This is a genomic window from Janthinobacterium paucivorans (assembly GCF_051380805.1).
GTDB lineage: Bacteria > Pseudomonadota > Gammaproteobacteria > Burkholderiales > Burkholderiaceae_D > Janthinobacterium > Janthinobacterium lividum_D.
Genome location: NZ_JBNYXR010000016.1, coordinates 54,638 through 78,208, shown reverse-complemented (window position 1 = coordinate 78,208; position 23,571 = coordinate 54,638). Strand labels below are relative to the sequence as shown.

General features: G+C 60.6%; 23 protein-coding genes and 1 pseudogene. 7 read left to right on the top strand and 17 right to left on the bottom strand.

The genetic code is table 11. The annotated features are described in order from the left end of the window. The 12 genes from ACQ4V8_RS18045 to fliE all read right to left on the bottom strand — a co-directional run bounded on the left by ACQ4V8_RS18045 (position 1) and on the right by fliE (position 10,272). On the bottom strand, positions 1 to 744 hold the full coding sequence (locus tag ACQ4V8_RS18045; RefSeq protein ID WP_436571955.1) for a FliA/WhiG family RNA polymerase sigma factor: 744 nt from the start codon (positions 742 to 744) through the stop codon (positions 1 to 3). A gap of 33 nt (positions 745 to 777) precedes the next feature. Next, on the bottom strand, positions 778 to 1,242 hold the full coding sequence (locus ACQ4V8_RS18040; protein WP_334685997.1) for a flagellar basal body-associated FliL family protein: 465 nt from the start codon (positions 1,240 to 1,242) through the stop codon (positions 778 to 780). 11 nt (positions 1,243 to 1,253) lie between these two features. Then, positions 1,254 to 2,438 carry a flagellar hook-length control protein FliK gene (locus ACQ4V8_RS18035; RefSeq protein ID WP_436571954.1) on the bottom strand — a complete coding sequence of 395 codons (1,185 nt, stop codon included), beginning with the start codon at positions 2,436 to 2,438 and terminating at the stop codon, positions 1,254 to 1,256. Between the two features lie 2 nt (positions 2,439 to 2,440). Next, positions 2,441 to 2,719: a hypothetical protein gene (locus ACQ4V8_RS18030; RefSeq protein WP_280720880.1), complete on the bottom strand. Its 279-nt coding sequence runs from the start codon at positions 2,717 to 2,719 to the stop codon at positions 2,441 to 2,443. A gap of 31 nt (positions 2,720 to 2,750) precedes the next feature. Next, positions 2,751 to 3,140 carry a flagellar export chaperone FliS gene (fliS, locus tag ACQ4V8_RS18025; protein ID WP_010397443.1) on the bottom strand — a complete coding sequence of 130 codons (390 nt, stop codon included), beginning with the start codon at positions 3,138 to 3,140 and terminating at the stop codon, positions 2,751 to 2,753. A 50-nt stretch (positions 3,141 to 3,190) separates the two neighbouring features. Beyond that, positions 3,191 to 4,603, bottom strand: coding sequence for a flagellar filament capping protein FliD (gene fliD, locus ACQ4V8_RS18020; RefSeq protein ID WP_436571953.1), 1,413 nt, complete (start codon positions 4,601 to 4,603; stop codon positions 3,191 to 3,193). An 89-nt stretch (positions 4,604 to 4,692) separates the two neighbouring features. Next, positions 4,693 to 5,130, bottom strand: coding sequence for a flagellar export protein FliJ (locus tag ACQ4V8_RS18015; RefSeq protein ID WP_010397448.1), 438 nt, complete (start codon positions 5,128 to 5,130; stop codon positions 4,693 to 4,695). A gap of 8 nt (positions 5,131 to 5,138) precedes the next feature. Then, the gene (gene fliI / locus ACQ4V8_RS18010) at positions 5,139 to 6,449 is read right to left on the bottom strand and encodes a flagellar protein export ATPase FliI (protein WP_010397449.1); all 1,311 of its coding nucleotides are present in this window, start codon (positions 6,447 to 6,449) and stop codon (positions 5,139 to 5,141) included. Continuing rightward, the gene (gene fliH, locus ACQ4V8_RS18005; protein ID WP_010397452.1) at positions 6,446 to 7,135 is read right to left on the bottom strand and encodes a flagellar assembly protein FliH; all 690 of its coding nucleotides are present in this window, start codon (positions 7,133 to 7,135) and stop codon (positions 6,446 to 6,448) included. The genes fliI and fliH overlap by 4 nt, the downstream gene beginning before the upstream one ends. Beyond that, the gene (locus ACQ4V8_RS18000; protein WP_010397453.1) at positions 7,132 to 8,172 is read right to left on the bottom strand and encodes a flagellar motor switch protein FliG; all 1,041 of its coding nucleotides are present in this window, start codon (positions 8,170 to 8,172) and stop codon (positions 7,132 to 7,134) included. The genes fliH and ACQ4V8_RS18000 overlap by 4 nt, the downstream gene beginning before the upstream one ends. After that, complete coding sequence (gene fliF / locus ACQ4V8_RS17995) at positions 8,150 to 9,874, bottom strand: flagellar basal-body MS-ring/collar protein FliF (RefSeq protein WP_436571952.1); 1,725 nt, start codon at positions 9,872 to 9,874, stop codon at positions 8,150 to 8,152. Before fliF ends, ACQ4V8_RS18000 begins: the two co-directional genes overlap by 23 nt. Before the next feature lie 59 nt (positions 9,875 to 9,933). Further along, complete coding sequence (gene fliE / locus ACQ4V8_RS17990; protein ID WP_010397456.1) at positions 9,934 to 10,272, bottom strand: flagellar hook-basal body complex protein FliE; 339 nt, start codon at positions 10,270 to 10,272, stop codon at positions 9,934 to 9,936. A 598-nt stretch (positions 10,273 to 10,870) separates the two neighbouring features. Between fliE and ACQ4V8_RS17985 the strand changes: the two genes are divergently transcribed. The 7 genes from ACQ4V8_RS17985 to ACQ4V8_RS17955 are packed head-to-tail and all read left to right on the top strand — an operon-like array spanning position 10,871 to position 17,183. Beyond that, positions 10,871 to 11,719, top strand: a complete 849-nt coding sequence (locus ACQ4V8_RS17985; RefSeq protein ID WP_261981138.1) for a FliM/FliN family flagellar motor switch protein — start codon at positions 10,871 to 10,873, stop codon at positions 11,717 to 11,719. A 1-nt stretch (position 11,720) separates the two neighbouring features. Beyond that, positions 11,721 to 12,086: a FliM/FliN family flagellar motor switch protein gene (locus tag ACQ4V8_RS17980; protein ID WP_010397459.1), complete on the top strand. Its 366-nt coding sequence runs from the start codon at positions 11,721 to 11,723 to the stop codon at positions 12,084 to 12,086. Then, positions 12,083 to 12,853 (top strand): flagellar type III secretion system pore protein FliP, encoded by a 771-nt coding sequence (gene fliP / locus ACQ4V8_RS17975; protein WP_196855465.1) that lies wholly within the window; start codon positions 12,083 to 12,085, stop codon positions 12,851 to 12,853. Before ACQ4V8_RS17980 ends, fliP begins: the two co-directional genes overlap by 4 nt. Before the next feature lie 3 nt (positions 12,854 to 12,856). Then, complete coding sequence (locus ACQ4V8_RS17970; protein ID WP_010397461.1) at positions 12,857 to 13,129, top strand: flagellar biosynthetic protein FliQ; 273 nt, start codon at positions 12,857 to 12,859, stop codon at positions 13,127 to 13,129. Positions 13,130 to 13,141: 12 nt separating this feature from the next. After that, complete coding sequence (locus ACQ4V8_RS17965; RefSeq protein ID WP_010397462.1) at positions 13,142 to 13,939, top strand: flagellar biosynthetic protein FliR; 798 nt, start codon at positions 13,142 to 13,144, stop codon at positions 13,937 to 13,939. Between the two features lie 20 nt (positions 13,940 to 13,959). Further along, positions 13,960 to 15,099, top strand: a complete 1,140-nt coding sequence (locus ACQ4V8_RS17960) for an EscU/YscU/HrcU family type III secretion system export apparatus switch protein (RefSeq protein WP_196855464.1) — start codon at positions 13,960 to 13,962, stop codon at positions 15,097 to 15,099. Next, a complete protein-coding gene (locus tag ACQ4V8_RS17955) occupies positions 15,096 to 17,183 on the top strand; it encodes a flagellar biosynthesis protein FlhA (RefSeq protein ID WP_010397464.1) in 2,088 nt (695 codons plus the stop codon). Before ACQ4V8_RS17960 ends, ACQ4V8_RS17955 begins: the two co-directional genes overlap by 4 nt. Before the next feature lie 39 nt (positions 17,184 to 17,222). Here the strand turns inward: ACQ4V8_RS17955 and ACQ4V8_RS17950 are convergent, their stop codons facing one another. From ACQ4V8_RS17950 to ACQ4V8_RS17930, 5 genes and pseudogenes are all read right to left on the bottom strand, one after another. After that, positions 17,223 to 18,341 carry a hypothetical protein gene (locus ACQ4V8_RS17950; protein ID WP_436571951.1) on the bottom strand — a complete coding sequence of 373 codons (1,119 nt, stop codon included), beginning with the start codon at positions 18,339 to 18,341 and terminating at the stop codon, positions 17,223 to 17,225. A 24-nt stretch (positions 18,342 to 18,365) separates the two neighbouring features. Then, on the bottom strand, positions 18,366 to 18,554 hold the full coding sequence (locus ACQ4V8_RS17945) for a flagellin (protein ID WP_436571970.1): 189 nt from the start codon (positions 18,552 to 18,554) through the stop codon (positions 18,366 to 18,368). A gap of 192 nt (positions 18,555 to 18,746) precedes the next feature. Beyond that, positions 18,747 to 19,622 carry a flagellin N-terminal helical domain-containing protein gene (locus ACQ4V8_RS17940; protein WP_010397473.1) on the bottom strand — a complete coding sequence of 292 codons (876 nt, stop codon included), beginning with the start codon at positions 19,620 to 19,622 and terminating at the stop codon, positions 18,747 to 18,749. 177 nt (positions 19,623 to 19,799) lie between these two features. Then, positions 19,800 to 20,109: pseudogene (locus ACQ4V8_RS17935) on the bottom strand (DegT/DnrJ/EryC1/StrS family aminotransferase); the annotation flags it as partial. A 49-nt stretch (positions 20,110 to 20,158) separates the two neighbouring features. Then, complete coding sequence (locus ACQ4V8_RS17930; protein WP_436571950.1) at positions 20,159 to 23,347, bottom strand: tetratricopeptide repeat protein; 3,189 nt, start codon at positions 23,345 to 23,347, stop codon at positions 20,159 to 20,161. Between the last annotated feature and the right edge of the window lie 224 nt (positions 23,348 to 23,571).

Here is a 23,571-nt window from a genome sequence, read left to right as displayed (position 1 = left end):
TTAGGCGTCTTGCAGCATGGCTTTCATCTTGCCCAGTGCCGTCTTGTTGAGCTGGCAGACGCGGGCGTCGCTCAGGTCCAGCACGGCGGCAATCTCTTTGTAGCTCAGTTCGAATTCGTAATACATCTGGATCACGCGTTGCTCGCGTTCATCGAGCGCGCGCAGCGCTTGCTCCAGGCTGCGTCGCACCATCAATTGCTCTTCCGGGCTCGGTGCGCTGTCTGCCTGCCCCAGACTCTCCTGTAGTACTTCGTCAAAACTGATGATCAGCTCGGCGTTTTCCGCCAACTGGTATTCCTGGAAGGCTTCCGGCGTGAGCTTCAGGGCGGCCATGATTTCCGCTTCCAGCGGTTCGCGCCCCAGGCGCCGTGTCAGCGCGCGCACACTGTCGCGCAGGCGATGGCTTTCCTGGCGCACGGCGCGCGGGCGCCAGTCCTGGCGCCGCAGTTCATCGAGGATGGCGCCGCGGATGCGCAGGCTGGCATAGCTGCCGAAGGACTGATCCGGCACGCCGTAGCGGCGCAGTGCTTCTAACAGGCCCATCAGGCCTATTTGTTCCATGTCGTCGCGGTCGATGGCGCCCGACACCTGCGAATTGAGCTGGCGCACGATGCGCTTCACCAGAGGCGCATACGCCACCAGATGTTGTTGCTCTTCTGCAACGCTGAGCACGGCCTCGCAAGCGCTGGCGGCAGCGTACTCGCCGGCGCCATACGCTTGCTGGTATTGCTCTGCATAGGCCACGGGGTCTCCCACTAGGTCGGCTGGCGTGTTGGTTTATTCAATGATCAGCTTACCGACCATGACTTCGGTGTAGGGTTTTTCCATCTGTTCGCGTTCATAGCTAACATTGAAGGCTTTGTTGATCTGCTCGGCATATTGTTCCACCGTCATGGTCTGCGCCTTGTCCACGGGAAAGCTCGACAAGGTACTCACGGCGATTGAACGCATCAGCGGCAAGTGGTCCTTGGTCAGCTTTTCTTTTTCCTCGGTGGTGGCGATCACCAGGTCGGCCGACAGGTAATGCGTTTCGTTGTCGCCTGGCCCGCGGCGCAACATCACGATGACCTTGTCGAGCGTGAGGAACTTGCGCGCCTTCTTGCCGGTCGCCGGTGGTGGTGGGGCTTTTGCTTCGGCAACTTCGGCATGGCCGGCGACCGGTTTGGCAAAATACCACATGGCGCCGCCAGCGGCGCCGGCGGCCAGCACGGCCACGGTGACAAAGCCGGCGATCAGTTTCATTTTCATATTCATCAGGCGGTCTCTCGCTCTTGCATGGCGTAAGTGGTGCTGGAAGAAGTGCCGGACGGCGTGCCGTCGGACAGGGCGCGGCCCGGCTCGGCATCGTCCTGCTGGCGGCCCGGTTGACGCTGGCCGCGCGCATCGCCTTCGGCAAATGCCTGGGCGGCAGGGCTGCGCGGGGTGGCGCTGATGTTGACGGCCACATCGGTGTACTGACGCTGTGCCAAGTCGCTGCGCATGTTTTCGCCGATGCCTTGCAACTGGCGCAACACTTCCGAGTTCGACGCCGTGACGTTCACTTGCAGTGCGCCGGCGCTGTGGCGGATGGAAATTTCGATCCGCCCCAACATCGGCGGATCGAGGCGGATCGTCGCGTGTTCGCTGTTGCGGCCGATCTGCGTCTGCAGGCGTTCGCCCAGCGCTTCGCGCAGCGGTTCTTGCCATTGCTGAGCAGGGCCGTTGAGTTTGATGCTATCGCCGGCCGTGGCTGGCGTGGCCGTATTGCTCACCACGCCCGTCAAGCCCAGGTTGGGCGCGGGTGGTGGCGTGGCTTGGCCACGTTCGCCTTCGCGCGCGGCAACGCCAGGGGCGGCCAATGATGTCGCCGGCACGCTTTGTTGCAGCAGCGATTCGAAAGGCTGTGCCGGGGCGCTGGCTTTGGATGTTGTTGCCGGGTTGGCGGCGACCAAAGGCTCGCGCATGTCGCTCCCTGCCGCTTGTGCCGTTGCCTGGGCGGTAAGCGTGATGGCCGCCGCATGCACGCTGATGTTCAGTGCCGGGTTGGCCTGCGCCGCATTCGCCTGCACTTGAGTTTGCACATGAGTTTGCACTTGCGACAGCGCGCCGACGCTTGCCTGTGTTGCTGCGTCCGTCGGTGGCAGCAGCGTCACGGGCAAACCCAAGACCGGGGCGGCCATGGCTGGCAGGGCGCTGTCGGCCTGGCTATCGGCATCATTGGACGGCTCAGCTACAGGCGCAGCTGCCGTATCGGCTTCGGCCGATGCTTCGCCTGTGCCATCGAGCACCTGCGCAAACAGCGCCAGGGCGGCAGGCACGGCGTCATTTGCGGCGGCTGCCACACTGCTGCCATAGCCTGGCGTACCGGGCAAAGTGTTCGTTAGTGCCGGCGCTGGCGCCGATGCCGGTGCCGCATTGGCCCTCGGCGCCGCCGCGGCCGGTGCTATGTTGAAGTTCATGATCATGCTTGATACCCTTCAGAGTCGTATTCGCCGAGTGCGGCGTAGGCGACCCAACCTTCCTTATTTGCCTGTAATGCACCCAAGTGTAAGCCCAGGCGTTCTTTTTCCTCAGAGCAAATTTTAACCGCTTGCGCGTGAATTTTGCGCAATTGCAACAATTCTGTTTGTTCCAGCGCAGTCCATGCGCCACGTTCGGCCATGAGCGGGATGTTTCTCGCCAGACTGTCCGAAAGTTTTTCCATCGCATCCCAGTCCGGCTGCGCGATAGCCGCGCTCAATTGCCGGCTTAACTGCTGCAGCGCGGCGCGCCTAGGCATTGTTGGCCTGGACGCCTATCCAGCCGCGCTTGATAGTCGTCATCAAGGTTGTCACTTCATCGATCAGGGTAGGGTCCAGCTTGATGCCAGCCGTGTACAGGCGCGCCACACAGTAGTCGTACAGACGCGCCAGGTTGACCACCACTTCGCCGCCATTGTCGAAATCGAGTGAGCTCGACAAACCGTTGATGATCTGTGTGCACTTGTCCAGGCTGATTGCCTTCTGTTCGTAGCGCTTGCCCACGATGTGCCCGCGCGCGCGCGCCAGTTCTTCCAGCAAGCCGTCCGTCAGCACCAGCACCAGCTCGACCGGTGTAGCGCGGGCGGTCTGGGCATCGAGGTTGACGGCGTGGTAGTTGCCGTAAGCTTCATTGTTCAACATTATTATCTTCTCGCTATGTTAACGGTGGCGGCGCGGCAGGCACGTTCGCCTTAGGATTTGTTGTTACTAAACATGGCATCGAACATGTTCGAATTCCGGGTCATTTGTTCCTGCAATACTTGCAGGCGCGAAAATTGATCAAGGAAACGCTTGTATGCCGTGTCATATTGGGCGGTGATGCGTTCACCGCTCTTGGTCAGGCTTTTCTGCAGCTTGTCCGTGGCTGCCTGACGCTGGACGATCTGGCCTTTGGTGACATTGCTCCACTGGTTCAGCATCTTGTCGAGGCCGCCGAGCACGCCGGTAGGGGCCGACAGGCTGTTGTTGCCGAACAGTTTGTCCAGGCCGGCAGGATTGTCGGCCAGCTTGGCCGTCAGCTTGGCCGTATTCAGGCTGATGCTGCCGTCGCGCTGGGCGGTAATGCCATACGCTACCAGCGACACGCCATCGACGTTCAGGCGCAAGGCATCACCCATGCTCGAGCGCAGGGCGTTCAGGCCGGAATCGTGGGCAAAGATGCCAGCGGCGATGTTTTTCTCCGGGTTGCCGGGACTCGCCAAGCCATCGATCACGTTTTTCAGCTTGTTGTAGGCGTCGACGAAGGCTTGCACATTGGCAATCGTGCCGGCGCTGTCACTGCCGACGGTCACGGTAAGTGGGCTCTCGCCTGTCGTCATGGCCTTGCTGAACGTCATTTTCACGTCCGGCACGTTGGTGAAGGTATTCGATGCCTGCTCGATTTTGGTGCCAGTGCCCTGGGCGCCCAGCCAGACGACAGCATCCTTGGGCGCAACGAGGGTTTTTACGTCGCTTTGCAGCGCTGTCTGCAGCGCCGGATTGGTCACGCTGGCGGTGGTGATCGAGACGGCATTGGCGATACCGGTGAGATTGGATGTCAGCACCAGTTGCGCCTGGTTGCCGACATTGATGACCGATGCGGTGACGCGTGCATTATTCTTGCTGTCGCCATTGATGGCGGCAGCGATTTCCTGCGGCGTCAGGAAGGCGTCGCCATCCTTGTTGGCGGCCGTCAAGTCGATATTGAATGCGTTGTCGGCGGTAATAGCAGCTGAGGGATCGCCGATGCGCAGGGTCATGCTGCCGCCGCTGGCCGGTATCGTGCTGCTCAAGCCGCCATACGAGGTCTGGCTGGCAGAGGCCAGTTGCTCGACAAAGAAGGCGTAGCTGCCCGGCGCCGCCTTGATGCCGGCCGTAGCTGAGCCATACGCGGTGTTGCTGAAAGTCGCAGCCTGCTTCAGCACGGATTTGTTGCCTGTCATGACCGACATGGCGCTCTGGAAGGTCGAGATGGCCGACTTCAGGTTGCCCAGCGCCGTACTGGTGTAGTTGGCCTGCGTAGTCTGAGCGGCCAGCGTCGATTTTTGCGCCGCCACTGATTTGGCAGCCAGTTTTTCCGCTGTGCCGATTGGATCGTATTGCGGTGAGGTAATTACGCTTGCCATGCCAGACTCCTAAATAAGGGGATATACCGGTACAAGGCGACCCCCATTCCCGTTTCGTGAAGTTTTCCTGAAAGAAACTTACACAAACTTCATTTTACCTGCCCTCGGAACCAGAACTGCGTCGCCAGTTCGTCTTGCCGCTTGCCATCGACTCGTTGTTGCTCATTTGCAACATGTTTTTGTTTTTGTGTCAGCACCTGGTCTAGCACCTCGCGTTTGGCCCAGGCTGTGTTGAGGGCGCGCTGCGAGACGGCCATGTTGGCCTCGTGCAAGTGCAGATCGGTACGGTGCTGGTCGGCCATTTGCATGACCGCCTGCTTGAAATTGCCGCAGTTGACGGACAGCGCCAGGGGCAGGGCGCCGCTGGGGCCGCTATCCGTGCACAGACCAGTGAGCCGCTCCAGGTTTTTCTGGTAGCGCTCGCGCACGGCCGTCTGCGCCGCCATTTCGCCTTGCAGCCGTTCCACTTCCGTGCTGCGCAAGCCGACCAGAGTGGTCAGGTTGCGGATGGTATGCGCGTCGCTCACGTGTGCTCCTAGGCCATGATCTGTTCAAGTTGGGCTATGCACGGCCCCATCGGCGCAGCTTCCTTGATGCCCTGGCACAGGAAGGCTTCGATGGGTGGGTGCAGTTGCACTGCGCGGTCGGTGATCGGGTCGGCACCGGGCACGTAGGCACCGAGCGGGATCAGGTCGCGCACGCGCGCATGGCGCGCCATCGACGCTTTCAGCGCGCGTGCCGCTTGCATATGTTCGGGGGTGATCACCTGCGTCATGCAGCGGCTGATCGAGGCGGCGATGTCGATCGCAGGGTAGTGGCCGCGCTCGGCCAGTTCGCGCGTGAGCACGATGTGACCGTCGAGAATCGCACGCGCCGTGTCGACCACCGGGTCTTGCTGGTCGTCACCCTCGGCCAGCACCGTGTAGATGGCGCTCATGCTGCCTTCCGGGTGGGCGCCATTGCCGGCACTTTCCACCAGTTGCGGCAGGTTCGAAAAGACGGACGGCGGATAGCCGCGCGTGGCCGGCGGCTCGCCCAGGGCCAGGGCCACTTCGCGCAAGGCCATCGCATAGCGCGTCAGCGAGTCGACCAGCAGAAGTACATGCTTGCCCTGGTCGCGGTAATGCGCGGCAATTGAATGGCACAGTTCGGTGGCCATGATGCGCATCAACGGTGATTCGTCTGCCGGTGCGATCACCAGCACGGCTTTTTTCAAGCCTTCGGCGCCGAGCGACTTTTCGACAAATTCGCGCACTTCGCGGCCCCGTTCGCCGATCAGGCCAACGACGACGACATCGGCCACGGTCTGGCGCGTGATCAGGCCCAGCAGCACGCTTTTCCCCACGCCGGAACCGGCCATCAATCCCACGCGCTGTCCCTTGCCCAGGGTCAGCATGCTGTTGATCGCCCGTACGCCCACGTCCAGCGGTTCGATCACCGGTTGTTTTTTCAGGGGATTGATTTTCGGCGGCGTCACTTCCAGGATGTGCTCGCCACCGAGGCGGCCCAGGTCATCGATCGGTTCGCCCAGGCCATTGACCATGCGGCCCAGCCATGACGGGCCGATCTGCAGGCTCGCCTTGTCGGGCAAGGGCAACACTCGGGCGCCCGTGGTCAGGCCCGTGGCCTTCTTGAACGGCATCAGGTAGGACAGTTTTTCGCGGAAACCGACGACTTGTGCATCGAGCCACTCGCCGCTCACAGTTTCAATTTGACAACGCTGGCCCGTATGCAGGCGGCAGCCGGCGCTTTCCAGCAGCAAGCCGGAAGCGCCGACCAGACGGCCGGTGGGTGTCGCGACCGGGATATCGCCGATCTCGAAGCTGCGCAGCGTGTCGGCGATCATGCAGGCGCGCCCTGGTCCGCGTGTTCGGCGGCCAGCGCCAGATGGCTGCTCACCTGTTCCATACAGGCCGCGAGGCGCTGGTGGCAACCGGCGTCGACTTCATTGTCGCCGGCCTTGATGCGGCATTCGCCTGCGTCGAGGCGGGCGTCGGCGATCAGGTTCCAGCGCTTGGCGCGCTTCGGATCGAGTTCGCTGATGCGTTTGAGTTCTTCCGGATTGAGGAAGACATCGATTTCTTCGCGCGTCGGCGGCATCGAGGCCAGGGTCTCGTCGACCAGGGCCAGCAATTGCACCGGTTGCAGCGCCAGTTCGGCGCGGATCACCTGGCGCGCCACCTTGGCCACCAGGTCGACTACTTCCTTGCGCTGCGCTTCGCGGTAATCGGCGCGCACTTTTTTCAGGTCGCGCAAGATAGCGTCGACGGGGCGCGCCAGGCGATCCAGCGCCACCAGGGTTTCATTGCGGCCTTCTTCGCGGCCCTGCACCATGCCATCGCTGCGCCCGGAGTCGTAGCCGTCTTGCTGGCCTTGTACCAGGCCCACTTCATAGCCGTCGCGCTGGCCCTGCTCGAAACCTTCCGAGACGGACGCCTGCCATTGACCATCGGTATCGTCGCTGGCGGCGCGCTGGCCGGCGGCGATGAATTGCGACAGGGGCGGGAAACGATACGAGCGAAAGTGTTTCATTCGATCACCGCTTCAGCAAACAGTTGCACTTCAATCTCACCCGCATCGGCGAGGCCCTTGACGGTGGCCATGATTTCCTGGCGCGTCTGTTCAATACGGCTCATCGGCACAGGCCCGGAGCGGCGCATCATGTCTTCGAAGCTTTGTGCCTGGCGACGCGGCATGGTTTTCAGTATGGCGTCGCGGATCGACGGCTCGGCGCCCTTCAGGGCGATGGCCCACTGCTCCATCGGCACGTCTTCCAGGATGCGCGTGAGCGTGGCATCGCTTTGCGTGGCCAGGATCAGGAAGTCGTACATGCTCAGTTCGATTTCCGAGACCACGTCCGGGTCGTGCGCGCGCAGCAGTTCGACCAGCGCGGCGCGGTTGCCCGGCATGCGGTTGAGGATCTCGGCGGCCTGGCGTATGCCTTCCACGCTGGTGCTTTGCGTGTCGAGCGTGCCCAGGCAGCGGCCCACCAATTCGTCGAGCTCGACCAGCAGATCGCGGTCGATCTCGTCTAAGCGCGCCAGGTTCAACAACACCAGGTCGCGCCCTTCGACGGGCAAGGCGTCGAGGATCTGGCCCGCCAGCGCGGGCGGCAAAAAGGCCAGGAACACGGCTTGCATCTGCACATGCTCGTTGACGATGTATTCGGCCAGCCATTTCGGCGAGGCCCACTGCAGGCGCGCCATTTTCGGACGGATGGCGTCGCCATAAATATTGTTCAGCACGCTATTGGCGATATCGCTGCCCAGCGCCATGTCCAGCGAGCGCTTCAGGTAGCTGCGCGAAGCGCCGTGCACGCCGCTTTGCTGGCGATAGTCGTCGAAGAAGGTCTGCATGGCCGTTTTCACCGACTCAACCTTGATGCCACTCATGCGCGACATCACTTGCGTCACTTCCAGCAACTCTTCGCGCGACAGGCAGCGCAGCACATTCGCTGCCTGCTCCTCGCCTATGCTGAGCAGGACGATGGCGGCTTGTTCCACGGGATTGAGGCCGACGTTTTCGTCCTCAGCATCATCGGGGGAATTATTGTTGTTGAGTTCGGCCATTTTTCTGCATCCATTGTTTGACGACTTCGGCGACACGCTCGGGCTCTTTTTCAGCCAGCACTTTCAGGTGGTCGACCATCACGTCAACCGCCGAGCCTGGGGGGGGCAAGTTATAGTTTTCCAGCAGGGGCACGACAGGCATGGTGCCGCCGCCAGCGGCGCCTTCTAGCGCCAGTGGGTTGCCATTGGCGCCCAGGGCTGGCGCGCCTGCAGCGGCTGCGCCATTCGCGCCGGCCGCGCTGCTGCCGGCCAGTGCCATGGCAGGGTCGAGCTGTTTCAGTGTCGGCGGCGCCAGGCGCGTGGTCAGCAAACGCATCAGCGGACGCAGGATCAGGAAGTAAGCGAGTACGGCGCCCAGCGCATACAGCAGCCAGCTGCTGAAGTCGACGACGGTGTCGCGCTCTTCCCACCATTGCGCCACGGGTGGTTTGGCAGGGAAGGCCAGCGCCGTCAGGCTGAGGCTATCGCCGCGCTGGGTGTTGATGCCCAGGCCGCTGTTGAGCATTTTTTCAATATTGCCCAGTTCGGCAGGGGTCCAGCCCGTTTTTGGATTCGGTGCGGCGGCGCTGTTGAGGACAACTGCGACGCTGAGTTTTTCCAGGCGGCCACGGCTGCGCTTGATCTGCGTGATGCTGCGGTCATAGGCGTACTGGCGCGTGGTGGCGTTCTTGCGGGCCGTACCATCGTCCGACGGCTTCGGTGCGCCATCGGCCGGCGCGGCGGCGCCCGCTGGTGCCGGCACGGCGGCCGCTGGCGGACGGTTCGACAGGCTGCCGGGAATGCCAGCCACGGTGCGGTTGCGTTCCTGCTCTTCACGCATCGCTTCGCTGGTGACTTTCGGGGCTTCGCCGTATTTTTCCAGCGTTTCGTCGACACGGTCGTTGTTCACTGAAGCCGTTACGCTGAGCTTGAAGTTGTCTTCGCCGATAACGGGGCCGAGCAGGCCGGAGACGTTGCGGCGGATTTCATCCTGGAACCGTTTCGCGCCTTCATTGCCGGCGGCCGAGGCATCGAAGCCGTCCGTCAGGTCGACGTGCGAGGACAACAGGTTGCCGCCCTGGTCGACCAGGCTCACGCGCGTAGGTGCCAGGCTGGCAACGCTGCCGGCGACCATGTTGATGATGGCGGCGATCTGTTCCGGCGCCAGGGTGCGCCCCGGCTTTAGTGCCAGCACCACCGAAGCCGATGATTTGTCGCCATCGCTGGCGACGAACGAGGTTGACTTGGCAATCGACAGATGCACGCGCGCCGAGGCGATCGCGTCCATCGTCATGATGCTTTGCGCCAATTCGCCCTCCAGGCCGCGGCGGAAGCGCACGTCCTGCACGAATTGCGATACGCCCAGCGGATCATTTTTGTCCATCAGTTCCAGGCCCGCCGGCAGTTGCGCCGTCACGCCCTTCGCAGCGAGCAACATGCGCACCTTGCCCAGCATGGCATCGGGCACCAGCACTTGGCCACTGTCCGGATGCACGCGGTAGGGGATGTGCTCGGCGTCCAGCGTGGCCATCATGTCCGTTACGGCCACTTTTTCGCGCGCGCCAAACACCGGCTTGTAGTTGGCCTGGTCGCGCCAGGCATACATGGTGACCATGGCGGTGATGCCGATGGCCAGCACGACGATGGGAAGCAGGTTTTTCAGCAAGGCGGGCGGGATGGCAGGCTGGGCACCAAGGCGCCAGCGCGCAAATGCGGACTTCATGGGGGTAATCACTTGGGTAACTTTCGCTGGGAGGCTGGGCGTGGATCAGGACGTAAAGATTACAGAGGCAGTTTGATGAGTTCGTCGACCGCGCCCATGACCTTGTTGCGCACTTGCATCAACATGGAAAAGGACAGGCTTGCTTCCTGGCTGGCCAGCATGGCGCCGACCATGTCGTCGCTCTTGCCACTGTCGACGTCGCTCATTTTCTGTGCGGCCATGCGGTCGTCGCCATTGACCTTGCCGATGGCGTCTTTCATGCTTTGCGCAAATGAAAAGCCCGATTCTTGCGCTGTGCCGAACTGCGCGGCCGGTGCGATGCTGGCGCCCAAGGCGTGCGCGTCATTGCTCAGTGCTGCCAGATCGGCCTTGATCAGACCTGCGAGTTGGTTGCTCATGTTGCCCTCTACTTTCAATATGCGGTGACGTATCAATCAGAATTACTGGTATTGCCAATCCGGCACAAGCGCATGTGAATGCCTTCCTGTCCGCCGCGATGCGCAAGGCCCATCAGTCTTATTAGTTGCAACACCATCCGCTCAAGCAGATTTAAACAGCAGATTCAAACAGCAGATTCAAGCAAATTCAGCAAACCCACGCCGAGTGAGTTACGTGACCATGACAACTATTGGTTATCTGATAAAAAGTTTCTGCTGGTCGCAAATAGCGTATGAAGACTGCCAAAAAAACCGGAATCAGGTAAGCGCAATGGCGTTCTGAAAATTTATATATTGTCGCTCCCAGCTTACCTCGGGGCAACTATAAAGTAAAGAGAGGATTGGTTTAAAAATATTGATATATGGCAATATTTGGCTTTTTCATGTATTGTTCAGCACTATAGTCATCTAGCATGCGATATAGTGCGCAAACGTTTGCTTGCGGACTTGCCGGCAAGGCCAAGATGATGCTGGTTTTAATTTCGGGCGATCCGTATAATTTGTCCTGCTACCGCAATACGACATGACCTTCATGATAACCACTAAGACAGATCAAACTGTGCGCCATCAAGTCCTCGATTCCTGTCTGCTCGGACGTCCTGTCCATTTGCTGCACGTATTCGGCGCCCAGCTGCGCGACGACCTGGCCGTGGTCCTGCGCCAGCCGACGAGCCGTCGCTACTGGGGTAATTTCCAGATCGACGGCGTGACCTTGTCGCGCGTGGAAGACGAAGACGGCGTCAATCGCTGGCTGAGTTTTTCCACGCCGGCCCGTCAGGCGGGCTTTACGCTGGAACGCCAAATACTGCTGAGCGTGCTTAATTACCGCTACAGTAGCGCCAGCGCCAAGGGCGTGCTGCCCGATCCTGCGCAAGTGCGCGTGACGGCAACGGAAGAGCGCCTTGCTGTGGTGCTGGGACAACAGTTGATAAACAGTTTGTTCGCGCGCGTTCACAAAAACCTGCAAACGCTGGGTAAAGATAGTGACATCGACACCACTGCCGAGGTCGCCGTGCAGTCGGGCGTGCACCCTTCGCGCGGCAGCTGGATCGCCACCGTTGCGCTCAGCGACCCCGCAGCCGGGCAGAGTGGCCACTTCTGGTTCTCGCTGGACAAGCATCTGATGGCCGATGTGCTGCGCGGCCTGCTGCCCGAGCGCGCGCAGGCCAAGAAAGCATTGCGTGGCAGCGTGCGTCCACTCGCCTCGCGCCTGCAAGTGACCCTGGAAGGCCGGCTGGTCAGCAAGCAGGTGCAGTTGGGTGCCTTGTTCGACCTGCGCGTGGGCGATGTGATTCCCGTCAGCCTGAGTCGTACCGACGTCATGCTCGACGATTCCCGTTTATTTACAGCGGCTGTTTCCGAACACAAGGGCAAGCTCTGTTTAACCTCATTTGAAGATGTCGAATAATATGAATATGACCGATACCAACCAGAGCGAAACCTTGCTGGAAGACCTCGGCGATGACATGATCATTGACCAGGGCGACATGTCCGACGTGGCCAGCCCCCGCGCGCGGCGCGACATTCCGCAGATGATGCGCAAGATTCCCGTCACCCTGACCCTGGAAGTAGGCTCGGCCCGCATTTCGCTGGAAGAATTGATGGCCATCGGCCCGGACAGCGTGATTGAACTTGACATGCTGGCCGGCGAACCGCTGGTGATCAAGGTCAACGGCACGCCGATTGGCCGTGCCGAAGTGGTGGTTGCTGGCGAGAACTATGGCCTGAAAGTCATCGACCTCGACGGCCTCAATCTCGACCTGATGACAGCATGAAGCTGGCGCTACCCGGTTTGAGTCCGCGCCACCGCGCGTTCGCTGCCGCGCTGGCTGTTCCGCTTCTGATGCTGTGCTGTAGCGCCGCCGTGGCGCAGGATTTGCTGTCTGGCGTGGTGCCGGGCGCAAAGACCGACTTGTCGGTGAAGATGCAGATTCTCGTCGTCATGACCTTGCTCGGGCTGCTGCCCGTGATGGTCATGATGATGACCAGCTTTACCCGCTTCGTCATCGTGCTGTCCCTGCTGCGCCAAGCGCTGGGCCTGCAGCAGGGTTTGCCCAATCGCATCGTTACGGGTATCGCCCTGATTCTCACCTTGCTGGTGATGCGCCCGATCGGCGACCAAGTGTGGAAGGACGCGTTCGTGCCGTATGACCGCGATCAGATCGGCATGCAGGAAGCGCTGAAGATCGCCGAAGTGCCTATTTCGCGCTTTATGCTGGCGCAGACCAGCAAGGCCGCGCTGGCGCAGATCGCCCATCTGGCAGGCGAGCCTTCAAGCACGCGCCCGCAAGATCACAGTTTCACGGTCAAATTGGCGGCGTTTGTGTTATCCGAACTGAAGACGGCGTTCCAGATTGGCTGCATGCTGTTCATACCGTTCCTCATCATCGACCTGGTGGTGGCGTCGGTACTCATGGCGATGGGCATGATGATGCTCTCGCCACTGGTCATTTCGCTGCCGTTCAAGTTGCTGCTGTTCGTACTGGTCGACGGCTGGACCCTGACCGTCAATACTTTAGTTACCAGCATACAGGGCTATTGACCAATGTTTACGCCTGAAGTCGCCGTCGACCTGATCATCGAAGCGCTGCATATCGTCATGCTGCTGGCGGTCGTCCTGGTGGTGCCAGGGTTGCTGATGGGCCTTCTGGTCGCGCTGGTGCAGGCGGCCACGTCGATCAATGAGCAAACCATGAGCTTCCTGCCGCGCCTGCTGGTCACCTTGCTGGCGCTGATCCTGGCCGGACGCTGGATGGCTGCTTACCTGATGGATTATTGTGTATCCATTTTTCAGCGCGCGGCCACCCTGGTCGGATAGCCTGGCGCGCCCATGGATCAGATTTTCAATCAGGTGCTGCCTTTTTTGCTGGCCGTGTGGTGGCCGTTTTGCCGCATCCTGGCCATGCTCAGCGCCTCGCCCGTGATCGGCGACGCCATGGTGCCGGCGCCTGTACGTGTGCTGCTGTCGCTGGTGCTGGCGATTCTGATGTTGCCTGTGATGCAGGCGTCGGGCATCTCGCAGGACTTGCTGAAAATCGATCCGTTTTCCCTGTACGCCGTCGTCGCCACCCTGGAGCAGGCCATTGTCGGCTTTGTGCTGGGCCTGGCCTTCCATTTTTCCATGTCGGTCATGTCGGTGCTCGGTTACCTGGTGTCTAGCCAGGTGGGCTTTTCCATGGCTGTCATGAACGACCCGCTTAACGGCACTTCGTCGGACGTGATTACGGGCTTACTCACCATCATGTGCATGATCGTGTTTTTTGCCATCGACGGCCATCTGGTGCTGGCGGGCGTGATCGGCGCCAGTTTCAAGGCCTGGCCCGTGGGGCAGGGCTACGGCCCGCTGCTGTTGCAGACGGTGGCCTATAACGTGGCGTGGATCTTTGCCGCCGCCATGCTGCTGGCCTTGCCCATCGTCTTTTCCACCATGGTGGTGCAACTGGGTTTTGGCTTCCTGAACCGCGTGGCGCCGTCGCTGAACTTGTTTTCGCTGGGTTTTTCCATGATTACGATATTCGGCCTGCTGATGCTGGCGCAGATTGTGCGCTTTGTCCCGGAGCACTATATCGCCATGACCAATCGCGTGCTCGATATGATCACCGAACAGATGCGGGTGGCCCATGGATAGCGTGCGGAAAGGGGTGGCCCATGGCGGATAACAGCAGCGGCGACAAGACCGAAAAGGCGTCACAGCAAAAGCTGAAGAAATCGCGCCAGGAAGGGCAGGTGGTGCGTTCGCGCGACCTGTCGACGGCGCTGGGCATCCTCATCAGCATGAAGGTCTTCATTTATCTGCTGCCCAGCTATCTGCTGAGCTTTCGCGAGCTGTTCGCCATGGCCTTTATGCCGCTCGACAGCAAGGGCGCGCTGGAAAATGCCATGTCGATGGCGTTTACCACCTCGGTGGGCTTGCTCATCAAGATGATTGTGCCGCTGTTTTGCGTACCCTTGTTCGTGGTGCTCGGTTCGCTGGTGCCGGGCGGCTGGGTCATCAGCACGAAGAACTGGATGCCGAAGATGGAACGCCTGAGCCCGGCCAAGAACCTGGGCCGCCTGTTCGCGCCCAAGCACGGTTTTGAATTCGGCTTGTCCATCGCCAAGGCCGCCGTACTGGGCATGGTGCTGGTGCATGTGAGTCGTTCCAGCCTGACGCAGTACGTGGACTTGCAGCACAGGCCACTGCAGCAAGCCATGCTCGATGGTTCCGCGCTGATGCTCGACGGCTTGATGGCGCTCATTTCCGTCTTCGTTCTGTTCGCCATCATCGACGTGCCGGCGCAGGCTTTTTTCTTTGCCCGCAACCAGCGCATGAGTAAGCAAGATGTCAAGGAAGAGCACAAGAGCAGCGAAGGGCGGCCCGAAGTGCGCCAGCGCATCCGCCAGTTGCAGCAGCAGATCGGCCGGCGCAGCGTGCGCAAGACCGTGCCCGATGCCGACGTGGTGATCGTCAATCCCGAGCATTACGCCGTTGCACTGAAGTATGACCAAGACCGCGCCGAGGCACCGTTTGTCGTTGCCAAGGGCGTTGACGAGATGGCGCTGTATATCCGCCAAGTGGCGAAGGAACATCATGTCGAGACGCTGGAGTTGCCGCCGCTGGCGCGCGCCATCTACAACACCAGCCAGGTGCAGCAACAGATTCCCGTGCAGCTATATCAGGCCGTGTCGCAGGTGCTCAATTACATACTGCAGCTGAAAGCATTCCGTACTGGGCAGCGTGCCGCCCAGCCCCCATTTCCCACCGAGGTGGTCGTGCCATCTCATTTGAGCGAGGTAGTACCTTCATGAATTTCCTGAACCGCGTGGTTGCCGAAATGCGCCGCCACAAGTTCGCCACGCCGCTGTTCTTGCTGGTGATCCTGGCGATGATCATCCTGCCGCTGCCGCCGGTGCTGCTCGATATCTTGTTCACTTTCAATATCGTACTGGCTCTGATCGTCATCCTGGTCAGCGTGTCGGCCAAGCGGCCGCTCGATTTCTCCGTCTTCCCGACGGTGATCCTGGCCACCACCATGCTCAGGCTGACCTTGAACGTGGCGTCCACGCGCGTGGTGTTGCTGCACGGCCATACGGGGGCGGACGCGGCCGGTAAGGTGATCGAGGCCTTCGGTAACGTGGTGATCGGTGGTAACTTCGTCGTCGGTATCGTGGTCTTCGTGATCTTGATGATTATCAACTTTGCCGTCGTCACCAAGGGTGCCGAGCGCATCTCGGAAGTGTCCGCGCGCTTTACCCTCGATGCCTTGCCAGGCAAGCAGATGGCCATCGACGCCGACCTGAACGCCGGCTTGATCAATCAGGAAAAAGCCCAGATCCGCCGCAAGGACGTCGCCGCCGAAGCCGATTTCTACGGTGCCATGGACGGCGCGTCGAAGTTCGTACGCGGCGACGCGGTCGCCAGTATTTTGATTTTGATCATCAATATGGTGGGCGGCGTGGCCATCGGTTCGCTGATGCACGATCTGTCGTTTGGCGATGCTTTCCGTCAATATGCGCTGCTGACCATCGGTGATGGCCTGGTAGCCCAGATTCCGGCGCTGTTGCTGTCGGCTGCGGCTGCCATCCTGGTGACCCGCATCAGCGATTCGGGCGACTTCGAACAGCAGGTGGCGGGCCAGGTACTGACTTCGCCAACGGTGATCTACAGCGCGTCGGGCATGATGGTGGCGCTGGCCTTGATCCCGGGTATGCCATGGTTCATGTTCATGACCTTTGCCGGTGTGCTGGCCTTCGTGGCCTGGCGCCTGACCAAGCGCGTGAAGGCGCCCGATGTGGCCGGTTTGGCGGCCATCGAGGCGGCCTTGCGCGATGACAGGCCCGCCGAACTGGAGTGGCAGCAATTACCCGCCGTGCAACCGCTGATGGTGATGCTCGGTTATAAATTGGTGGGCATGGTGGATAAAACCCAGGGTGAGCCGTTGAACAAGCGCGTCAAGGGCGTGCGCCAGAGCCTGTCCGAAGCGATGGGCTTGCTGCTGCCCAATATCGGCGTGCGCGATGACCTGGCCCTGAAGCCGTCGCAGTATGCGATCGTGCTGTCGGGCACCGTGGTGGCGCAGGCGGAAGTGCAGGCCGACCGCCTGATGGCGATCCCGTCGCCGAATGTGTATGGCCAGCTCGATGGCATTCCCGGCATCGAGCCGGCCTACGGCATGCCAGTTACCTGGATTGAACCGGGTGAAAAGGCGCATGCGCTGGGCCTCGGTTACCAGGTCATCGAGGCGCCCAGCGTGATCGCCACGCACTTGTCGAAAATGCTGCGCGAATACTTGCCAGAACTGTTCCGCCACGAAGACGTTTCTAACATGATGGAGCGGCTGACGGCCATGTCGCCCAAGCTGGCCGGCGCGCTCGACAAGGCCCTTACGCACACGCAAATGCTGCGCGTGTTTCGCGTCTTGCTGGCAGAGAACGTGTCACTCAAGGATATCGTGCCGATTGCCACCACCTTGCTCGACAGTTCGGAAACCACCAAGGACCCGATCTTGCTGGCGGCCGAAGTGCGCTGCGCGCTGCGGCGCCAGATCGTCAGCGCCCTGTTTGGCCAGAAGATGGAAATGCAGGCGTTTAACCTCGGTGGCGAACTGGAAAATATGCTGCTCGGTTCGCTGAACCAGGCGCGCCAGTCGGGCAAGGTAACGCTGGATAATTACCCGATCGACCCGCATCTGCTGTCGCAATTGCAGGTCAATATGCCGGTGGCGCGCGAGCAGATGAAACAGCAAGGCACGCCGCCGCTGCTGCTGGTGCTGCCGCAGATCCGTCCACTGCTGGCCCGCTATGCGCGCCTGTTCGCGCCTGGCCTGCACGTGTTGTCGTATAACGAAATCCCGGAAAACCGCGAAGTGAGCATCATCGGTACGGTGGGATAAAAAGAAAAACGGCGCATGCGCCGTTTTTTTATGCAGCCATCAATTGTGCTCGTCGATGGGCGGCAGCAGTGCATGCTCGCTGCCATCGGCTAGCAGCAGCACGTTGCTGGCTTGCGTCAGGTCTTCCTCGTCGCCATAGTCATAACCGAGCGGCGCTGCCACTTCTTTCGAGGCGACGATGGTTTCCTCTTGCTCTTGCTCTTGCTCTTGCTCCTCGGCCGCTGAGGGGGAGGGCGCATCGGGATTGGCCGCCGCTTCCGCCGGTGGCAGCGTCAACAGCAGCGCGACCTCGGCCATGGCGCGAAACAGGGCCAGTGACAGCGAGGCGGCGCCCGCTTGCATCGGGTAATTGCCATGCACGCGTTGCGCGTGCAGCTGGCGGTTCAGGCGGCAGCGCAGCACGCGCAGACCCGCACGCCGCACGGCGTCGGCGATCTCTGGCAAGGCCAGGCGCAAATGGCGCAAGGCGCTGTCTTCATCGGCCGCCAGTTCCAGCAGTACACCATCGCCGGCCGCTTCCATCTGGATGACCACCCGGCCTATGCCCACAATCAGCAGTTCGACGCGCAGCGCCACCTTGCCGCGCCGCTTCAGGGGCGCATCTTCGTCCTCGTCGCTGGCCAGCACGCGCAGCAGCAGGCGTTGGCCGCCCCAGCCATACACGGCGAAGCGCCATGCTTCGCTATCGACCATCAGTGGTGGACGGGCGCCTTCGCGCAGCAGGGCCGGCTGCTGTTCGGCCATGAACAGATTGCCCGGCACGTGCTGGCCACGCGCCTGTTCTTGCAGGGCCGCATATTGCTCGCCGTACGTTTTGACCATCACGCGCCACGAGGCGGCCAGCTGCGCCGCGTCGGGCGCCTGCCACACCAGCTGGCGCGTGAAGAACAGCTGATTGACCTGCATGGCGCTGCTGTCGCGCGGCATGGCGCCGCCGGTGCCATCGGCGTTCGGCTTGATGAGCGACGCCAGGCTGTCCTGGCCTTTTTGCGCCAATTGCGCCGGCAGGGTGCCGGCATCGGGCGCAGGCGCCATGTAGGGGCCGATAGGCACCAATGGCTGCACCACACCCGGTAGCATCGGCGTAGCGGGGCTGACGTCAAAGCGCTGGGTAATCAGGGGTATCGGGTTGCCCGATGAAATGCGCTCTATTGCCATGCCATTGCTTCCTGCTGATACATATTAATCAGATCCGCCATCGCGCCCTGCCAGTAAATATTGCATTAAGGAAATAATCAGCTTGCTCTTGCTTTGCTGGAGCATTGCCGTGCTCGCTTGCAGCAACATGTGCACCGATCGCATGTTGCTGCCTTCGGCAGTGCAATCGAGCTCCATGATGCGCCCGACGGCGGCCTTGGTATCGGTATGCATGCTCAGCACGCGGCGGCTCCAGTAGGCGATTGGCTGTCGTGATCTATCTGCTATTGGCGACTATGCCGGCAAGATCGTTAAACGTGATGGCAATTTAGTTAACTACGCCGCGAATATATGCTGGCGCGGGCAAAAAAAAAGCCAGACCGGAGTCTGGCTTCGATAGACGAGCCGCAAGCGGCCAAGTCAATATTATTGCAGCAGCGACATGACCATCGAGGACATGCTGTTGCTTTGTTTCAGCATCGCGGTACCAGCTTGCAGCAGCATTTGCGACGACGTCATGTTCGAGCTTTCGGTAGCGAAGTCGGTATCCATGATGCGGCCGGTAGCAGCTTTGGTGTTGGTGGCGATGTTCGCCAAGTTGGTGTTGACGTGGTCCAGACGGTTAGCCGTCGCGCCCAGCGACGAACGTACGGTACTGACGCTGTCGATGGCGGTGGCCAGCAGGCCGATGTTGGTGTTGGCGTTAGCGGTCAGTTCCGTTGCACTTGCCGACGCTGCGCTGGAGAAGTTCGCGCTAATGGTGCCCAGGGCGGTATTGAGCGCGGACAGGTTGGTCGATACGTCGAACGTCATTTTTTCGCTCGAGCTGGCGCCGATCTGGAACGTCATCGAGGTCGACAGCGTGCCGTCAGCTGCAGCGCTACCTTTGCCCAGCAGCTTGGTGCCGCCGAACGTGGTGTTGGTCATGACGTTGTACAGTTCCTGGCCCAGTGCGTTGTACTCGGCTTGCATGGCGGTCTTGTCGGCGGATGTCGACGAGGCATCGGCTGCCTGGGTAGCCAAGTCTTTCATGCGCACCAGCATGTTGTTTACTTCGCCAAACGCGCCTTCGGCCGTTTGCAGCATCGAGGTGCTGTTTTGCGTGTTGTTCATGGCCACGGCCATGCCGCTGGTTTGTGCTTTCAGGCGGGTTGCGATTTGCAGGCCGGCGGCGTCGTCCATGGCCGAATTGATGCGGAAGCCGGTGGACAGGCGCGTCATCGAAGTCGACAGTTTGGCTTGAGTGTTCGTGATCGAATTTTGTGCCGACAGGGAGGCAGCGTTGGTGTGAAGGCTCAGCATGGTGTCATTCCTAATTTAGTGGTTACGGTGAGGAGCGACGTTTATCTGCTCCTGCTAGTACAAGACGACCGTTCCGCTACCTTAATTAAATGCTTTAAGGAAATTTCTGAAAATAAATGCTATTTCTTGCCTTACTGACCAGTGCAATCGATCTTGCTGCCTGCTAGTGGCCCCTTTCTTGGCCGGGTCGAGCTTCAGGCTGTGCCGATCGAGCGCAACGAAGACGGCCTGATGCTGTTGCACAGCAGGAAGTGTGCGGTGGCGACAAACGAATGCGGCGTGGTGACCACTTCGCCGTTGATGCGCAGCGCCTGCTGCTGTGTCATCAGCGCCACCGTGCCATTGGTAAAAAGGCGGCTAAATTTTACTTCAAGGTCGTCGCATAATGCCCGTTCGAGTTGTTGATGGAACGGGCCGCCATGCGTCACGATCTTGTCTTCCCGGATGGTTAGCAAATAGCCTGGAAACTGCTGCAAGTGTGCAGCAGTGGCTGCGTGACATACGCGGGTTCCTCGTTTTGCTTATGTTTTGCTTACTTATGCGAGTCCAATTGGCGGGTTGGGGACTGCCACGGGGGCCGCGAACGAGACTGGTGGCAAGCCTTCGCACCAGCGCTGCCACATGATGCGCAGGCTGTTTTGCAGGCCTTCTGTGATCAGCTCGGGGTTACCCATGGCCGATCGTTCCAGGCGGTGGCGCATGCTGTAGCGATAGGCTCCCAGCAGCATCGGGTTTGCCGCCATGGCCTGTGCCTTGCGCACATAGTCGTCGTCATCCTTGGCGATGAATTCTTCCAATCCGACCTGCAGCAGGATCGACGTGCCGATGCGGCTTGGCAGGGTGGTGCCAGCCGTTGTCAGGGTGGGCACGCCCATCCACAGCGCGTGGAAGGTCGTCGTGCCTCCACCGTACGGGAAGGTGTCGAGGCAGATATCGACGCGATGGTGCATTTCCATGAACTGCGTTATGCCCGTGCGGCCCTCGAAGGTCAAGCGTTCCGGCGCGATGCCTTCTTCTTCGAACCATCGCATGATAAGCGGATGCGGCGCCGAAGTGGGCATGGCTGCGAGCAGCATGCGGGCGTCCGGAATGGCGCGCAGCAGCATGGACCAGCGCGCGATGACCTTGCGGTTGATCTTGGTGATGCGGTTGAAGCTGCCGAAGGTGAGGTAGCCATTCGTCAGCGCGGGAGCAGGGCGGATACCGGATGCATATTCCGACGGCAGGAACGGCGAGCAGGACGGTAGCAGGACCAGCTTTTCCGTGAATTGACTGTCGAGTATGCCGTCCGGCGCAAAATAGGGGTCGGTGAGGTAATAATCCATGGCGCGCAGGCCCGTCGTCAACGGATAGCCGATCCAGCTGGCCTGGATGGGTGCTGGCTTGCTAGCGAAGAGCAGCAAGCGATTCTTGCCGGTGTGGCCCGACAGGTCGATCAGGATGTCGATGCCATCGTCGCGGATTTGCTGCGCCAGTTCGAGGTCATCCATCTGCTCGACCTGGCGCCAGTGGGGGATGACTTCGCGCAAGCGCTGCGAGACGTGGTCGTCCTGCGCATTGTTATGGTAGGCATACAGAGACAGTCCCGCGTCGCTGCGGATATTTTCCAGCACCGGAATAATGAAATGCGGTACGGGATGGTTGTGCAGGTCGCCCGATACCAGGCCCACTTTCAAGGTGCGCAGCGCGTCGCGCGTATTGGTGTGTTCCTTGGCATTCTTCGCCATATGCGTCTCGAAAGTATCGCTAAAGCGCAGATGCTCTTCAAACAGCGTGGTCGCATCAATATCGGCGCTGTGCGACAGCAGGAACAGGTAGTTGCTGAACAGGGTATCCCACAGCGGGCATACCTTCAGGCCTGCGCGGCAGGCTTCGATGGCTTCGTCTATCTGGCCGAGATTGCTCAGGGTGCTGCCGATGTTGACATAGGCGTCGCGATACTCGGGATTGAGGGCCAGTACTGCGCGGTAGCATTCCAGCGCCGCTGTCGGCGCATTGGTCAACACGTGGCAGTTGCCGAGCGCGAAGTGGGCGCGCTCGAATGTGGGATCGAGCGCTATCGCCGCCTGGTAGCGTGTCTGCGCCTGCTCATACTTCTGTTGCGCCAGTAATACGTTGCCCAGGTTGCATATGGCTGAGACGTTTTTCGGGTTGATTTCCAGCGCGCGCAGGTAGGCCGCATTGGCGTCGTCGTAGCGCTTCAGTTTCTGCAGCGCTACGCCAAGATTGTTGTACACATCGTCGTCATCCAGTTCTCGCTCGGTCGCACCGGTGTAGGCTTCGACGGCCAAGGCAAAGCGGCGGATGGTGTTGTAATAATCGCCCAGCTGTTTGTAGGCCAAGGCGCTGCCGGGCGCCAGATCGATCGCGCGCTGGAAATATAGCAACGCACTGTCCTGCTCTTCGGCTGCGCCGTAGACGACGGCCAGCTGTATGCAGGCCTGGGCATCACCGGGTTGCAGAAGTTGGGCTCGCTGGCACAAGGCGATAGCCGAGGCGTAGTTTTTTTCCTGGCATTGCAGTAATCCCAGGTTGCTCAGCGCTTGTACGAAGTTGCCATCGATGGCTATTGCCTGTTCATAGGCTGCAATGGCATCGCTGACGTGGCCTTGCGATTGCAGCGCGCGGGCCAGGTTGTTGTATAGCACGGCTTCGCCCGGCGTTGCTTCGATGGCGCGCCGGTAACTGGCCTCAGCGCCCTCGAAGTCGCCCGCCTCATGTAGCGCGCTGGCCAGGTTGGCATGCACGGCGCTCGTATGCGGCGCCAGTTGTAGCACGGCGCGGTAACTGACGATGGCGTCTTGCCATTGTTTCAGGTCTTGCTGGGCGTTGCCGAGATTGAGGTAGACTTCCGCGTCGCCGGGCAGCAGAGCCAGCGTCGCCTTGTAGCTGGCGATGGCGTCGTCATTGCGCTGCATTGCCTTTAAGGTATTGCCAAGATTGAAGTGGGCCTTGGCATAATCGGGCCGTAGCGCCAGCGCCCGCCGGTAAGCCTGTTCGGCCTGCTCCAGTTGGCCCAGCGACTGCAAGGTCACGGCCAGATTGCAATATGCTTCGACAAAGTCCGGATTGCGCTGCAGCGCGCGCGTGTAACTGGCGACGGCCTCTTCGTGCATGCCGCGCGCCTGGCAGGCGATACCCAAGTTGCCATACGCTTCGGCATCGTGTGGCGCAAGTTCCACTGTGCGTTGCCATGCCTGCAGCGCGTCCTTGCCCTGCTGTTGCAGGGCGGTGCCCAGCACGCTCCAGGCAAAGTCCGAGGCGGGGTAGCGCTGCGTCAAGGCGCGGCTGGCCGCTTCCAGTTCGGCATGGTGGCCGGCTTGATACAGCTCAATGACGTGCTGCGTTTCCTGCGCTGTCGGGGTGGCCGCGATCGCCGCTTCGATGCGCTTGCGCAGCGTTTGCGACTGTTCGTTGTCCAGCCCGCGGGTGATCGCTTCGTTGACGATTTCCAGCGCCTGCTCGCGCTCGCCCGCTTTCAGCAAGCCATCTGCGTATGAGAGCCAGAACTGGCCTTCGTCCGGATTCACCGATAGCGCCTTGTGCAGGTATGGCAGGCCGGCCTTGAACTGGCCAACCTGCCCCGCTAGCAAGCCCAGATTGTGATTGGCGATGGCGTTATAAGGCTCGGCCTGCAAAATGGCCAGATATAGTTCTTCTGCCTGTTCCAACAGCCCTGCCTGGTGCGCTGCAAGCGCTGCTTGCAGGTCTTTGTCGAGATGCATCTCAGTGGTGGCGCTAGCGGTCATGGCAAGTTGGAAAAGTGAGGTTAATTGGGATTGTAACTGTTAGGCAGTGTAATAGAAACTTTCCTATGGGAATTTTATGGCGTGGCCATGCACCGCTTTTACCCGCCTTACTTTTGCCTGCGCTACTTCTGTGTTGTTGCTGATGAGTCCTATCCTGACGGCGATCTTGCGCGATGCGGCATGGGCAGTCGGACAGGCGG

Bases quoted from the DNA above. Each gene is read 5' to 3' on its own strand.
- ACQ4V8_RS18040 (WP_334685997.1), bottom strand. From the start codon at position 1,242: ATGAAACTGATCGCCGGCTTTGTCACCGTGGCCGTGCTGGCCGCCGGC.
- ACQ4V8_RS18035 (WP_436571954.1), bottom strand. From the start codon at position 2,438: ATGAACTTCAACATAGCACCGGCCGCGGCGGCGCCGAGGGCCAATGCG.
- fliS (WP_010397443.1), bottom strand. From the start codon at position 3,140: ATGTTGAACAATGAAGCTTACGGCAACTACCACGCCGTCAACCTCGAT.
- fliD (WP_436571953.1), bottom strand. From the start codon at position 4,603: ATGGCAAGCGTAATTACCTCACCGCAATACGATCCAATCGGCACAGCG.
- fliI (WP_010397449.1), bottom strand. From the start codon at position 6,449: ATGATCGCCGACACGCTGCGCAGCTTCGAGATCGGCGATATCCCGGTC.
- fliH (WP_010397452.1), bottom strand. From the start codon at position 7,135: ATGAAACACTTTCGCTCGTATCGTTTCCCGCCCCTGTCGCAATTCATC.
- ACQ4V8_RS18000 (WP_010397453.1), bottom strand. From the start codon at position 8,172: ATGGCCGAACTCAACAACAATAATTCCCCCGATGATGCTGAGGACGAA.
- fliF (WP_436571952.1), bottom strand. From the start codon at position 9,874: ATGAAGTCCGCATTTGCGCGCTGGCGCCTTGGTGCCCAGCCTGCCATC.
- fliE (WP_010397456.1), bottom strand. From the start codon at position 10,272: ATGAGCAACCAACTCGCAGGTCTGATCAAGGCCGATCTGGCAGCACTG.
- ACQ4V8_RS17980 (WP_010397459.1), top strand. From the start codon at position 11,721: ATGAATATGACCGATACCAACCAGAGCGAAACCTTGCTGGAAGACCTC.
- fliP (WP_196855465.1), top strand. From the start codon at position 12,083: ATGAAGCTGGCGCTACCCGGTTTGAGTCCGCGCCACCGCGCGTTCGCT.
- ACQ4V8_RS17970 (WP_010397461.1), top strand. From the start codon at position 12,857: ATGTTTACGCCTGAAGTCGCCGTCGACCTGATCATCGAAGCGCTGCAT.
- ACQ4V8_RS17965 (WP_010397462.1), top strand. From the start codon at position 13,142: ATGGATCAGATTTTCAATCAGGTGCTGCCTTTTTTGCTGGCCGTGTGG.
- ACQ4V8_RS17960 (WP_196855464.1), top strand. From the start codon at position 13,960: ATGGCGGATAACAGCAGCGGCGACAAGACCGAAAAGGCGTCACAGCAA.
- ACQ4V8_RS17955 (WP_010397464.1), top strand. From the start codon at position 15,096: ATGAATTTCCTGAACCGCGTGGTTGCCGAAATGCGCCGCCACAAGTTC.
- ACQ4V8_RS17950 (WP_436571951.1), bottom strand. From the start codon at position 18,341: ATGGCAATAGAGCGCATTTCATCGGGCAACCCGATACCCCTGATTACC.
- ACQ4V8_RS17945 (WP_436571970.1), bottom strand. From the start codon at position 18,554: ATGCATACCGATACCAAGGCCGCCGTCGGGCGCATCATGGAGCTCGAT.
- ACQ4V8_RS17940 (WP_010397473.1), bottom strand. From the start codon at position 19,622: ATGCTGAGCCTTCACACCAACGCTGCCTCCCTGTCGGCACAAAATTCG.
- ACQ4V8_RS17930 (WP_436571950.1), bottom strand. From the start codon at position 23,347: ATGCATCTCGACAAAGACCTGCAAGCAGCGCTTGCAGCGCACCAGGCA.